Source organism: Pseudomonadota bacterium (assembly GCA_039024915.1).
Classification (GTDB): domain Bacteria; phylum Pseudomonadota; class Alphaproteobacteria; order Rhizobiales; family MH13; genus MH13.
In genome coordinates, this window is sequence record JBCCPK010000002.1 from 562,738 (window position 1) to 578,699 (window position 15,962).

General features: G+C 59.7%; 1 protein-coding gene (running past one end of the window). It reads right to left on the minus strand.

What is annotated here, in order from left to right; translation table 11 throughout:
• Nucleotides 1-15,962: the 3' portion of a hypothetical protein gene (locus tag AAF739_05935; GenBank protein ID MEM6382196.1), read on the minus strand. Its footprint extends 12,274 nt past the window's final position; only the last 15,962 of its 28,236 coding nucleotides appear in the window; its start codon lies beyond the right edge, outside the window; it ends in the stop codon at nt 1-3.

Consider the following 15,962-nt stretch of genomic DNA (forward strand, 5'->3'; position numbering starts at 1 on the left):
TTACGCCACATCGTTGACGATCAACTGCGCTATGATCGAACCGGTCTCGCCGGCGCCCGACCAGTAGGTGTAAGTGGTCTCGCTGCCGGCGCTGCTGATGCCGATGGATGCGGCACCGCTGCCGGTCTGTGCGCCTACGCTGTCGCCGCTTCCAATGTTCGCTTCGATCCTCAGGACGTTGGAGCCATCGGTCATCGCTTGTATCTCGCTGGCATCGAGATCGATCGAGACGTCGACGCCCGCATTTGTAAAGTCGATGACTTCGATGTTGCTCAGGACGTTCACCATCGCAGCTTCGTCCAGCGATCCCGACGATTGTATTTCAACGGTATCGGTACCGGCTCCACCATTCGCGCTATCGGCGGCCAGGTTGATGAAGTGATCTTCGTCTATAAGGAAGGTGTCGTTACCCGCTCCGGCAAACGCAACATCGGTATCGCCAGAAGCGCCACCAAAATCGATGGTGTCATCGCCTGCGCCGCCAAAGATGGTGTTGTCGCCCCCTTGACCATCGATGAAGTCGTTGCCGGTGCCGCCGTACAGAGTATCATTGTCCCCGCCGCCGAAGACACTGTCATTGCCCGAGCCGCCAAAAACGGTATCGTTGCCGGTGCCACCATTCAGATTGATGTCGTCGCCTCGCCCGCCGAACACAACGTCATTGCCGGCGAAACCGCTGATGCCATTGCTGCCGGCGCTATCATTTATGACGGTGTCGTTATCGATTCCGCCAGTCGTCACAAACGTCGAAACATCGTAGTCCACGCCGTTGAAGCGCAAGGTTTCAAAGTTATCGAGCGTGTCAGTGCCTTCATTGCCGTTCACAGATCCCTGGTCATCGACAACCGTAATTGTGGAACCCGATGCATCGACGGAAAACTCGCTGGCATCACCAGCGAAATTGGCCACGTCGATGTCCTGCTCGCCATCGAGGATATCGTTGCCAGCACCACCAGTGATGATGTCGTTGCCAAAGTCGCCATCGATTGCGTCGGCACCTGCTGAGCCCACGATCGTGTCGTTGTTGTTGGTGCCTTCAATCAGACCAACATCAGTGAGCGTGATACCGGTCAGGTCCCAATTCATTGGAACCCCGCCGTCTCCTTCAAGGATATTTGCAACACCAGAGCCAACGATCTCTTCAATACCGGTAGCGGCTGAGAAATTGTTGCCGAGGTTGTAGCGATCGTTGCCGTTTGTATCCAGCAGGACGATGCGGTCGGTACCGGAGGCGCCAGTGTCGTTGATGTTGACGTCGCCGGTGGTGTTCCGTTCGCTCACGAAGTAGTCGTCCGAGCCGTCCTCACCATCAAGGTTATTATTGCCAGTATCGCCGTAAAGATCGTCATCTCCCGCGCCACCGCGCAAGAAATCGTCGTTGTTGCCGCCACGTAGAGTATCGTCCCCGGCACCACCAAACAGACTGTCGTTTTGATTGCCACCGTTCAAAATATCACTTCCGGAACCACCGAAAATGACATCCGTGTCCCCGTTGCCGGAAAGCGTGTCGGCGCCGCGACCACCAAATATGATATCGTTTCCGTCGTTACCGCTTCGGGTGTCGTTCCCGCTCGTCGCGATAATTGTATCGTTTCCGGCCCCACCATTGGTTTGAATGAAACCACCGACGGTGTAGTTGATGCCGTCAAACAGAAGTCGCTCAATGTTGGTGAGCGTGTCGCTACCCTCATTCCCGTTCAGACCAGTTTGGTCATCGGTGACCGTTATGGTCCCGCCCGCGGCATCCACCGAAAACTCGGTACGATCTCCAGCGAATACAGCAACGTCGTTTGAACCGCCGCCGCCGTCGAGCGTGTCGTTGCCGCCGCCACCGGTAAAGGTATGCACAAAGTTCCCGCTGCCGCCGGTGAGGACGTTGTCATTCCCGTCACCGATAACCGTGCCGCCGTCGGTGAGGATCTCCACGTTCTCAACGTTCGAGATCGTGCCGCGCGGATCGCCTCGATAGGTAATTTCGCCGGTACTCAGATCCCAAACGCGAGGATCTGGCGCCGTCCCACCATTGTAACGGAACGTGTCTGTTCCGGTACCGCCGTCAAAGGTGGGTAGATAGCTGGCGCCGGTATCCCAGGAGTTGATGATGACATCGTCGCCCGATCCCGCGTAAATCCGAACACTGTCGTTTGTGTTCATGTCGATGGTATCGTTGCCGCGACCCGTGAAGACAATATCGTCCCCGCCATTGGTCGTGATCGAGTCGGAGCCACTGGTACCGATGATGGTTTGGGTCGATCCGTTCCCGGACGTGTCGAAGCTGGAGACGTCGAAATCTTCGCCGTTGAAGCGGATGATTTCAAATCCATCGAGCGTGTCAGTGCCTTCATCGCCATTCAGTCCCGGCTGGTTATCAATGACGGTGATGGTGCCGCCGGAAGCGTCAACGGAAAACTCTTCCTCATCGCCCGCGTAGACCGCAACGTCCGAGGTGCCAGTCCCACCATCAATATCATCATTGCCACCACCACCGGTTATGGTGTCATTACCCCCAAGGCCATTGATGGTGTCATCACCGGATGTACCATTGAGCGTGTTGTTGTTCGCGTCGCCGTTGATCGCGCCGCTGAGCAGATCAGCGGTACTGATGGTTTGATCGGCAAATTCAAAGAAGTCGACGTTTTCAACGATGTCTGTACCGTCCGGTGACCCGCCGCGGTCGTCAACGATCTGGATCTGACCGCCACCGATATCGGTGGCCGTATAGTCAGCGAGGTTGCCACTGTAGACGGCGGTGTCGTTGCCGGAAGGGCCACCATCGAGCGTGTCGTTGCCGGCACCACCTTCCATTCGGTCATTAGCGGTGCTGCCGACCAGCGTGTCGTTGCCACCCAAGCCAGACATGGTGTTATCGCCACCATTGCCGGTGATGACGTTTGCGCCGCCATTGCCGGTTAGGACGTCACCACCAAAACTGTCTGAGCCCTGGATGTTCTCAATACTGTTGTAGGTGTCCCCTGCTGCAAACCCACCAGAGCCAATACCCGTCGAAAGGTTGACGGTCACCGCAGCACTCGAGCTGAAGTAGTTGACGGTATCGGTCCCGGTACCGCCGTCAAGAAAATCGGTGCCAGCGCCGCCATCGAGCGTGTCGTCTCCAGTCCCACCATACAGGTTGTCCGAGCCGGCATCACCGCGAAGATCATCGTTACCCGAGCCGCCAAAAAGCGTATCGTTAAACGAGTCACCTTCCAGCGTGTCGGCACCCCGGCCGCCGAACATAACGTCGGGACCAGAGCCGCCGTTCAAAGCATCGTTGCCAGAGGTTCCAATGAGTGTCTCGGCGGCCGATGTGCCAGAGGTAACAAAACTCCCGACATTGTAGTCGACGCCGTTAAACCGGATGATCTCGAACCCATCCAGCGTGTCGGTCCCTTCGTCGCCGTTCAGACCAGGCTGATTGTCGACGACAGTGATGGTGCTGCCCGATGCATCGACCGAAAATTCTTCGGCGTCGCCATCGTAGACAGCGACATCGGACGAGCCAGTGCCACCATCGAGATCATCATTGCCACCACCACCGGTGATGGTGTCATTGCCCCCAAGACCGTTGATGATGTCATCGCCAGATGTACCGTTCAGTGTGTTGTCGTTGGCATCGCCGTTGATCGCGCCGCTGAGCAGTTCGGGCAGGTTGACGACCATGTCCGCAAACTCGAAGAACTCCACATTCTCGAAGGTATCGGTACCATCGGGCGAGCCACCACGATTATCGACGACCCGTGTGATGCCGCCGCCAAGATCGGTGGCGGTGTAATTGGCTCGGTTACCGCTGAACACCGCGGTGTCGTTTGCGCCAGCTCCACCGTCGATTGCGTCGTTACCAGCCCCGCCAGCGAGCTGATCGTCGCCGCCGTCCCCATTGATCGTATCGCCGCCCAGACCGCCGACAATGGTGTCAGCGCCGTCATTGCCATTGATTGTGTCGTTGCCGGCAGAACCGCCGATGATGTCGCCCTGCTCGGAGCCTGTGATGGCGTCTACGCCATTCAAGGTAATGCCTGTGAAACTCCAATTCACTGCGACGCCAGACGATGCCGCGACAAGGCTCTCACCCGTCACCGCCGCACCATCAATGACTTCGATCCCGTTGTTGGCCAGCGAGAAATTGTTCGCAATATCGAAGTTGAGACCAGTCCCATTTTGCAGCTGCATCGTGTCAGTACCGGAGCTGCCGCTATCGCTCACGGTGTCCAAGATGCCGTCACCGCGCATCAGATAGGTATCGGAGCCCTCGCCACCATTGAGGATATCAGCGCTGCTGGCGCCACCGTCGACGGTATCGTCGCCGCCGCCGCCGTTAATCGTGTCAGTACTGGACCCACCGGTCAAAACGTTCGCAACCGAAGAACCGGTGATGTTCATGCTGGCCGAGACAGCCGATGCATCGACGTTTTCGATGGACTCGATGGTGTTCGAGCCTGCACCGCCTATGTAGGTCCAGCTATTGGTCGCAAGGTTGACAGTGCTGGCGGTCGCTGACGTCACAACGATCGTATCGGTCCCACCATCGCCAATGAAAGCGTCGACGGCATCGCCGGTCGCCTCGTTGAAGACGTCATTGCCGATACCGCCGACATAGATGTCGATCCCAGCGGTATCGGTGAATGTATCGTTGCCGTCAGCACCAAGACGAATGTCGTTGCCAGCCGTGCCCGTGATAACGTTGTTTCCGGCGTCACCCACGCCGAGGGTGAAAATCGTGCCGCCGAGACTCAGCTCCTCAATCGACGTCAGCGTATCGGTGCCTTCGCCCGTGGCTGTTGCGTTGAAGGTAACTGAAGAACCATCACTGGCTGCGGTGAAGCCAACTTGGGTAACGCTTGCGCTGTAGATCGCTCTGTCGGTGTTCCCGCCGCCATCAATATCGTCATCGCCAGCGCCGCCTGTTAGCAGGTCGTTCCCGTCGCCGCCGTCAATCGCATCCGCGCCGCCGCCGCCATCAATGGTATCACCACCGGCACCGCCCTGCAGATCGTTTGCTGCGCCCGAACCGGTGATGGTGTCGGCAACATCACCGCCAATGGCGTTTTCAAAGCCGCTGATCGTATCGCCAGTGGCACCGGCACCAGACACGGTTTGCGACGCAAGATTGATGGTCACGGCGCTGGCTGTACCGGCGTAAGAGACGGTATCCGTGCCGGCACCACCGACCATGCGGTCCGCTCCGCCGCCGCCGGTGATGAGATCGTCAGCATCGTTGCCGAACAGAACATCGTCACCTGCACCGCCGGTCAGCGTATCGTTTCCATCGCCGCCAACAATGAAGTCTGCGCTACCTGCACCCCCTAAAACGTTAGCGCTATTGTCTCCAGTTTGGAGCGCATGGGTAACCGCATTGATTTCGATCTGCTCGACGTCGGTAAGGGTGTCCGTACCTTCACCCGACGCCGTGGCATTGATCGTCAGCGTTGTACCATCTGTCGTTGCGTCTATCTGGTCGCGCGTGCCGATATAAGCGGCCGTATCCGTTCCGCTACCGCCGTCCAAGTCATCATTGCCAGCACCACCGGTAATAATATCGTCATTGGCCTCACCGAACAGCGCATCGTTCCCGCCGAGACCAGCGATGCTATCGTTTTGCACACCGCCGCGAACGGTGTTCGCTCCGCCCGTACCCGTCAACGTATCAGCGCCTGAGCCACCTGTGAGGTTCTCAAAGCCGGAAATCGTGTCACCTGCCGCATCACCACCGCTCACAACGCCGGTGTTGAGATTGACGTTCACGCCGGTCGTATCGAGGCTGTAGGACAGCGTATCGGTGTTGGCACCGCCAATGAGGACATCGCCACCGACGCCGCCCTCGATGAGGTCGTTACCGGTGCCGCCGTCGAGATAATCAATCCCGGCATTGCCGGTCAGCGTATCGTTGCCACCGGCACCCATCAGGAGGTCGCCAGTTCCAGTTCCAGTTAGAACGTTTCCGATGGCTGTGCCGAGCTGAATATCAAGATCGGTATCGGTCAGATCGATGATCTCGATATTCACCAGTGTGTCCGTGCCAAGTCCCACTGCGCCGGCAAGAGCTTGGAAGTTGCTGCCGTCATCCTGGATGCTAAAAGAGACCTGCGTGAGATTTGCGGCGTAGACTGCGGTGTCCGTGTCCGTGCCCCCATCGAGATTGTCGTCGCCAGCTCCACCGGTGAGCGTGTCATTTTCACTGCCGCCATCGATGGTGTCGTTCTGAGCGCCGCCATCAATGATATCGGCGCCCGCTTCGCCCTGAAGATCATCGGCACCACCAAGACCGATGATGGTGTCGCCTCCGCCTTGTCCTCGGATGAGGTTTGCAGCGCCCGAGCCGGTGAGCGCGTCAACGCCAGCGCCGCCGATAAGGTTCTCGAACCCTGAAATGGTGTCACCCTGCGCATGGCCGCCGGACGCTGTGTTGCCACCGATATCGACGGTCACACCCACCGTATCGGCCGAATAGGTCAGCGTGTCTGTATTGGCGCCCCCGCGCAGAACATCGGTACCGGCGTTCCCGCGTATGACATCGTCACCGTCGCCGCCATCCAGCTCAAGGCCGCCTGCGGCAGACGCCCGCAGCGTATCGTTCTGTGCTGAGCCCACGATGCGTTCGATATCTGCAAACGTATCACCGACCGCGTCACCGGTACTGTTGGCCGCGTTGAACAGGTCGACAACGACACCCGCCGTCGAGCTTGCATAGGTTGCCGTGTCCGTATCACCTCCGCCCTCGAATGCGTCTGCACCGGCACCACCATCGAGAGTATCATTGCCGCCGCCACCCTGCAGCGTATCGGCACCACCGCCGCCAGCGAGGCTGTCTGCGCCACCCGCACCGGAGAGGGTGTTGGCGAATGCATCACCGGTCAGCACATCATTACCGCCACCACCGGTCGCATTCTCAAAGCCGGAAATCGTATCGCCCTGAGCGTGACCACCGGACACCGCGTTGGTACCCAGGTCGACCGAGACACCAGCGGTGTCGCCGGTGTAGTCGACGGTGTCACCAGCGCCCCCATTGAGGCCGCCAGCAAGTGTATCGGCGCCAGCGCCGCCACGAACCGTATCATCACCAGCGCCACCGTCGAGATTATCGACGCCCGTTGTGCCGATGAGCGTATCATTGAAGTTCGAGCCGACGATGACCTCGATGGCGTCATAGGTGTCGCCGAAAGCGTCACCCGTGCTGTTGGCGGTGTTCGACAGATCGACGGTCAGGCCGATGCCGGAGTCCAAGTAGCTGGCGGTGTCGGTGCCGCTTCCGCCTTCCAGAACGTCGGCCCCCGCGCCACCGATAAGCGTATCGTTATCCTCGCCACCTTGAAGGGTATCGTTGTCAGCACCACCGCGCAGCGTGTCATTATCTTCGCCACCCTGCAGAGTATCTTCACCGCCCAGGCCGAAGAGGAAATCCGTGCCGCCCAGACCGCGCAGCTCATTGTTTGAGGCGTCACCGGTCATCTGATCAGCGCCACCATCAGATCCGATGAAGATTTCAACTTCAGTGAAGGTATCACCCGCGGCCGCACCAGTATTGTTGCCCGGTGTCGTCAGATCGAGCGTGATGGCCGCTTCATCTTCAAAGCTAACGGTATCAGTGCCCGACCCACCATCGATCTGGTCGCCGCCCAAACCACCGGTGATGAAGTCGTCGCCGCCAGCGCCATCGATAACGTCGGCACCGCCCCCACCATCGATCACGTTGGCGTTGCCATCACCGGTCAGATTGTCCGTCTGGCCAGAACCGATGATGTTTTCGATAGACGTGTAGGTATCACCCTGGGCATCGCCACCAGCACCCGGTCCGCCGCCCAGATCGACCGTCACACCGCCGGCAGACGCCGAGTAGTCCACCGTGTCATCATTGTTACCGCCATCCAGGACATCGGCACCACCAAGTCCGGCAAGCGTGTCATTCCCGTCTCCGCCCGTAAGGACATTGACGCCGCCCGTACCCGTCAGTATGTCATCGTGGACCGAACCGCGCAGGTTTTCGAAACCGGAGATGACATCACCGACCGCGTGTCCGCCACTCACTGCACCGGTGCCAAGATTGACATCCACCGCAGTGTCGGAATTGCTGTAGGAAAGCGTGTCACCGACCGTTGTGTTGCCGCCACCTGACAAGGTGTCGCCAAGCGCCCCACCTTCGATCGTATCGTCACCATCGTTGCCGATAAGCGTATTGATCTGGCCATTACCGATAAGAGTGTCATCGTTGGCCGAGCCCTCGACGGCCTCAACTCCGGCGAGTGTGTCGCCTTCGGCGTCACCGCCTATGCCGGTGCCATTGTTCAGATCGATCGTGACGCCAGCGCCAGACAGGAGATACTGAACGGTATCAAAGCCACCGTTGCCGTTAATTTCATCGGCACCGGCACCACCGGTGATGACGTCATTGCCTGCGCCGCCGCTGATTTCGTCAGCCCCAGCGCCGCCATCGATTGTGTCGATGCCCTGGCCGCCATCAAGCGTGTTGGCGGCCCCGGTCCCCACCAGCGTATCGTTGAAGTTGGAACCGGTCAGGTTCTCGATGCCCAACAGTGTGTCACCGTCCGCGTGACCGCCCGAGAATGTATTGGTGGCCAGATTGAGATCCACCGCAGCATTGGACGCCGAATAGTCCGCGGTATCGCTACCACCCTCACCATTCAGCGTATCGGCACCCACAAGACCGGCGAGAACATCGTCGCCTGCACGCCCCGTGAGAACGTTGTCGACGTTGTTACCGGTAATGACGTCGTCGTTCGCACCAGCAATGACGTTCTCAAAGTTGGCAATCGTATCGCCTTGTGCCCAGCCTCCAGACATCGCTCCGGTCAGGAGGTTGACGTTGATCGCGTCATTGGGCCCGGCGCCACCCTCCTGGTTCAGGGAGAAGTGAAGCGTATCAATGCCGGCGCCGCCATCCATGTCGTCAGCGCCACCCTGACCGTAGATGGTATCGTCCCCGTTGCCACCATCAATCGTATCATCGCCGTTCCAGCCGATCAGGATGTCATTGCCTGTCCCACCGGTGATGACATCGTTGCCCAAATCGCCAACCAGACGCATGCCGGTGTTGTCGGCGATCATGATGTCGCCGCCCTCGGTGCCAATGATGGTTTCTATATTGACGAAGGTATCGCCTGCCGCGTCGCCCGTACCGAGCGAACCATCGAGCATGTTAATGGTGATACCGACCGTGCCGCTGTAGGTTACGCGATCCGCCCAGCCGTTCCCGCCGCCAGTGCCGTCACCGCCGTCATAATTGTCGGCACCAGCGCTGGAGAAAAAGGTGTCGGCACCATCGCGGCCTTCGAACCACTCCTCTGCGGCCGTGTGTCCGTAGAAAATGTCATTGTCCGAACCGCCAATAACCCGCTCAATGCTGATCAGGTTATCGCCGTCAGCGATTGTCCCGATGCTATTGAGACCATCAAGGCGAAGGGTCATCACGCTGGTTGCTGCGGAATAGTCGACGGTGTCGATATCCGCGCCGCCATTGATGTCATGTTCTGCCGCGTCGGAGAAGAAGAGGTCATCGCCAGCTTCTCCGGAGACAGCCTGCACCTGGCCGGCCGTTGCGCGAACAATGTCATTGCCGCTGCCCGCAACAATCCATGACCCGCGCAGGTCATCGTCAAAGTTCGAGCCGATGATGCCCTCAATACCGACAAACGTGTCGCCTTGCGCGTGTCCGCCGACGCCAACCGTCGGTGTGGAAATGTCAACCGTTACGCCAGCATCAGACGTCGTGTAATCGACCCGGTCACGGGAACCGGTACCACCATCGTTCAGGTCGGCACCCACGCCACCTTGCAAGCGATCCCAGCTCCCATCGCCACCAAACAGCTGATCATCGCCTTCACCGCCCAACAGGACGTCATCATTGCCATCGCCGAAGAGGACATCGTTCTCGGTGCCACCGGATAGGCTGTCATTGTTGGCACCACCACGAATAGTGTCGATGCCTTGCCCGCCAGTAAGGATGTCGTCGTTGAGACCGCCCTGAATTTGATCGTCGCCATCACCACCATCGATAACGTCGTTTCCACCACCACCATCGAGCGTATCAATACCGTCGAGACCAGTCAGGACGTCGTTATCGTTGGACCCATTGATAGTGTCATCGTTGTTGGTCCCTGTGATGTTGTCGGCAAAGCCGGAGCCCGTGACAACTTCAATATTGGTAAGGGTATCGCCTTCCGCGTCGTTACCGATCCCCGCAGTACCGTCCATGAAGACAGTAACGCCTCCACCAGACGAGACATACGTTACCTCGTCGGCCGTGCCGCCCCCTCCATCGAAGGCGTCCGCGCCACCCATGCCTTCGAAGAAATCGTCGCCATCACCACCGAAGAACGCCTCAGTGGCGACATCAGAGCCCGTGAAAGCATCATTCTGATTGGTGCCTATAACAACTTCGATACTGTTGAGCGTGTCGCCTGCTGCATGGCCACCGGTTGAAGCGATGCCGTCCGTGCGCACCTGAACGGCCACATTGTTATCGGAGTAGTCCGCAGTGTCGGTGCCCGAGCCGCCGATCAGGATATCCGCGCCGTCGCCACCGATCAGCGTGTCATCATTATCCTGCCCGAACAGCGTGTCGTTTCCGGCAAGACCGCGCAGCGTATCGTCACCACCACGCCCTTCGATTTCATTGGCAACGCCATCGCCAGTGATATCATCGACAAACAGCGAACCTCGAACGCGTTCAATGCCGATAAGGGTATCGCCGTCAGCATGGCCACCCGTGTTCACTCCGGTGGTCAGGTTCACCGTGACGCCAGCGTTCGAGCCAAGGTACTGCGCCCAGTCAAAGTTGCCCGCCCCGCCGTCGAGCGTGTCGGCGCCGACGCCGCCTTCAAGGGTATCCGCACCGAGACCGCCAGTCAGAACGTTGACGACGGCGTTGCCGGTCAAGATATCGTCGCCGTCCGAGCCAATGAGGTTTTCAATACTATTGAGAATGTCGCCGGTGGCATCGCCATCAAGCCCGGCTCCGCTCAGCAGATTGACCTGGACACGGGCGATAGACGCCGAATAGTCGGCGGTATCGATGCCGTCCCCACCGAACAACTGGTCACTGCCCCCTAGGCCAGCAAGGGTATCGTTCTGGTCTCCACCGGTCAGAATGTTCGCAACGGCATCGCCCGTGAGCGTGTCTGCTTCGGCAGAGCCAAGAATGTTCTCAACCTGGCTGATGTCATCGCCCTGCGCTTCACCGCCGGTGTTGACGTTGGTGGTCAGGTTCACTGTGACAGCGGTCGACAGGCTGTAGTCGACGGTATCGACGCCTCCACCCCCGACAATGACGTCCGCACCGCCGCGCCCACGCAGCAGATCGTTGTCACCCTGGCCATCGAGCCGGTTCACGAGGCCGTCGCCCTCGAGCGTGTCCGCACCTTGGGAGCCCGTCAGGTTCTCGATGCCGACGAACGTATCACCTTCTGCATCACCACCCGTACCGGTATTGGTTGTCAGGCTGGCGGTAAGGCCCGTACCGGAATCATCGTAAGATGCCGTGTCGGTATCGGCGCCACCATTGATGACATCGGCTCCCCCACCCCCGTAGATCAGGTCATCTCCACTGCCACCGAACAGGGCGTCGCCGCCCAGTCCGCCGCGTAACGTATCATCACCAGCCCGACCTTCGAGCGTGTTGGCAACCTCGTTGCCGAAAATGGTGTCACCAGCGGCCGCGTTGCTGCCGATAACCCGTTCAATCCCATTGAGTGTGTCGCCGTCGGCATCGCCGCCGACACCAGTCCCGGTATCAAGTGATACGGTGACCGCATCGACGCTGGCACTGTAGTCGACGGTGTCGAACCCGGCATCGCCATCGAGCACATCCGCGCCGCCCAAACCGATCAACAGGTCGTTGTTGGCACCACCGCGCAGTTCTTGGCCGTCAGCATTGCCGGTCAACGTATCCGCGAACGCCGACCCAACCACAGCCTCGATGCTGGTAAGAGTATCACCAGCGGCGTGCCCGCCGGCGTTATTGGCCTGGTTGGTCAGATCGATGGTGATCGCGGCATTGGAATCGCTGTAGTCGGCCGTGTCGGTTTCCGTGCCGCCATCGAGCGTATCCGCGCCCAGGCCACCAGAGAGCACATCATTTCCGCCGCGCCCTTCAAGCACGTTGGCGACGGTTGTCCCGTTGATTGTGTCACCAAGGTTTGACCCAATCACGTTTTCGATGTCGATGAGCGTATCGCCTTGGGCATCACCACCAACGCCCGATCCGTTCGCTAGATCGACCGTAACGCCGCCGATTGACGCTTGGTAGCTGACGGTATCGTTGCCAGCTTCGCCATTCAGCACATCAGCACCGGCTCCACCATCAAGCGTATCGTTGAGCGCTCCGCCAAACAGGCTGTTCGCGTTCGCATCGCCCGTCAGACTGTCGCTGAAGTTCGACCCGATAACGTTGGAGATGTTGATCAGTTCATCGCCTTGGGCATGCCCGCCAAGACCCGTACCAGCGGCCAGATCAATGGTCACCAGAGAATCGGAGGCAACGTAGGTGGCGGTATCGGAGCCGCCACCACCGACCAAACGGTCAGCGCCCGCCTGGCCGTCAAGCGTGTCATTGCCGGCACCCCCGTTGAGGATGTTCCCATTGGCATCACCAACGAGGGTATCGATCTGGGCCGAACCCGTGAGATTTTGGATATTGGTAAAGCTGTCACCGATCGCATCACCAGCGGTTCCAACATTATCAAGGAGCGAAGCAAGGACGCCTGTTGCCGAGCTGGCATAGCTGACTGTGTTGTTCCCAGTTCCGCCGTCAAATGCATCGGCACCCTGACCGCCGATCAGGATATCGTTACCGCCGTCGCCATTGAGCGTGTCGTCACCGCCCAGACCCACCAGGGTATCGTTGTCATCGCCACCGTCGATCTGGTTGGCAATAGCGTTCCCGGTCAATTGGTCAGCCAGGCCTGTTCCGATGAGATTCTCGATGCTTGTCAGAACGTCGCCTGCCGCGTCACCGCCTGATGTCGAGCCATCATCAAGGTTGACAATCACAGCTGCTGCCGAGCCGGAATAATCGACCGTATCGGTGCCCGCACCGCCGTCGAGTTGGTCGTTGCCGAGCGAACTGACAAGCGTATCAGCACCGCCTTCACCAAAGAGATTTTCGTTGGTCGCAGCTCCGGTCAGTGTGTCGCCAAAGGCTGAACCACGGACCGTCTCGATCGACACCAGCGTGTCGCCCGCAGCGTCACCACCGGTTCCGGTGTTTGTTTGCAGCGAAACCTGCACCGCAAGATCGGAGTTGCGATAATCAGCTGTATCAATGCCGTCGCCGCCATTGAGCGTGTCAGCACCCAACGCGCCATCCAGGACATCGTTTTGGTCGCCACCAAGCAATACGTTAGCATTGTCATCGCCCGTCAGGGTGTCAGCGGCATTTGAACCGGTCAGGTTCTCGATGCCCAAAAGCGTGTCGCCGGCCGCGTCACCACCTGCGGCCGACCCGCCCTCGAGATCGACCGTTACCCCTTGGACGGAATCCGAATAGGTGACTGTATCGGTGCCCGCACCGCCATCAAGGATATCGGCACCACCGCGGCCACGCAGCGTGTCATCGCCTTGCTGGCCAAAAAGCTGATTGGCGTCGTCGTCTCCTTCCAGGGTGTCGCCTTCGGTGTCAGAACCGAGAATGCGTTCAATGCTGACAAGGGTATCGCCAGCGGCATCACCGCCAGCGGTCGTATCCGTTTCAAGGTCAATCTGCACGGCGGTCGACGCGCTGTAATTGGCCGTGTCTATACCCCCGCCACCGTCGAGAACGTCCGAACCCGCAAGACCTGCCAGAGTATCGTTGCCGCCCCCGCCAAACAGCTCATTGACCTGGGCATCGCCCGTCAGCGTATCGACCGATGACGAACCGCGCACATTTTGGATATTGGTCAGCGTGTCACCTTGGGCATCACCACCGGTGTTAGCGCCACCCACGGTGACGGTGACCCCAGCCGCAGAGCCCGAATAATCGACGGTATTAACCCCGGTGCCGCCATCGATGTCGTCTGCACCTGCACCACCCTCAAGGGTGTCGTTGCCGTCTTGACCGCGCAGAGTATCGACGCCATCGCCGCCGCGCAGGGTGTCATTACCATCGCCGCCGCTGAGCGTGTTTGCGAGACTTGTGCCGGTGATGGAGTCGCCCTCGGTTGAACCGATGACGTTCTCGACGGTGGAGAATGTATCACCCTCCGCGTGCCCGCCGGTTGCTATGTTGAGGGCAAGATCAACTGTAACCGCGGCATCAGACGCCGTGTAGTCGACGGTATCAACGCCACCATCGCCAATGAAGGTATCCGCACCAGCAAGGCCGATCAGGGTGTCAGCGCCGCCTCCGCCACGGATAGTGTTAGCCCCTGCGGTTCCTGTCAGGCTGTCAGCCTGCGCGGAGCCTGTAACGCTCTCAACGCTATCGTAGGTATCACCGTTGGCCTCTCCCGCGGTACCACCCGTTCCGAGGTTGACGGTCACGCCGGTACCAGCGGTCGAATAGTCGGCAACATCGGTGCCGGCACCGCCGATCAAGGCGTCGCCGCCCGCAAGACCCCGCAAGACATCGTTGCCGTCACCACCATCGAGGCGATTGACCGCGGCATCGCCGATCAGAAGGTCGCTCTGGTCTGAACCTATGAGGTTCTCGATGCTGTCATATCCATCGCCTTGGGCATCGCCGCCGGTGCCCTGGCGTTGATCAAGGTCGGCCGTAACGCCAAGCAGGGAATCGGCGTACGAGACGGTGTCGGTTCCATCGCCACCTTGCAGCAGATCGGCGCCGCCCAAGCCAGCCAAAGTATCATTAAGATCACCACCTGACAGCACATTGGCGTCGGCATCACCGGTGAGCGTGTCCGCAAAGTTTGAACCAACGACCCGCTCGATGGACGTGAACGTGTCGCCCGCGGCATGCCCACCAATAGCCGTGCCGTCATCAAGCGAAACAGTGACCGCCTGGTCAGAGCCGGTGTAATCGACGGTGTCGTTGCCACCCCCGCCAATCAGTTCGTCGGCGCCCGCGAGACCGGCGAGCGTGTCGTCGCCATCACCCCCGTCGATACGGTTATTACCGGCCTCACCGGTCAGATCATCGGAGAGCGCCGACCCCACCAGGTTCTCTATACTGGTGAAGCTGTCGCCTTGCGCATCGCCGCCGGTTCCGGTGTTGGTCGCGAGATTGACGGTCACAGCATCGCTTGAGCCGGCATACGATGCGGTATCGATGTCGCCGCCGCCTTGCAGGTCATCGGCGCCAACACCGCCTTCAAGCGTATCGTTGCCCGCGCCACCGATCAGCGTGTCCAGACCAGCGCCGCCACGGAGCGTATCGGCGCCGCCAGCGCCCGAAAGCTCATTGTCTCCGGTCGAGCCGATGATTTCGTCATCGTTGGCCGAACCAACGACGTTTTCAATACGGATGTACGTGTCACCCGCCGCATCGCCGCCCGCACCGGTGCTGGTCGCGAGGTCCACGGTGACGGCCGCTGCCGAACCATCGTATCGGACGGTGTCGATGTTCGCGCCACCGTCGAACGCATCGGCCCCCGCACCACCCGTTAGAACATCGTCGCCTGCATCTCCGAAAAGCTGATCAGCGCCGCCGTTACCGGTCAACGTATCGCCGCCTTCTCCACCGCGCAGGGTGTTCGCGAGCGCATCACCGACGAGTGTATCGGCCTCGGCCGAGCCGATGAGGTTTTCGATCTCGGTTAGCGTATCGCCCTGGGCATCGCCTCCCGTTGCCGCACCGCCAAGCGTGACGTCGACGCCCACTGCCGACCCAGCATAGCTGGCCGTATCGTTGCCAGCACCACCAATGAGTTCATCGGCGCCCGCGGCACCGATCAGCGTATCGTTGCCTTGTCCACCATCAAACCGGTTGGCAGCCCCGTCGCCGATGAGCGTGTCGTTCAGATTTGAGCCGACGATTTGCTCGATCGAGTTGTAGGTGTCGCCCGTTGCATCGC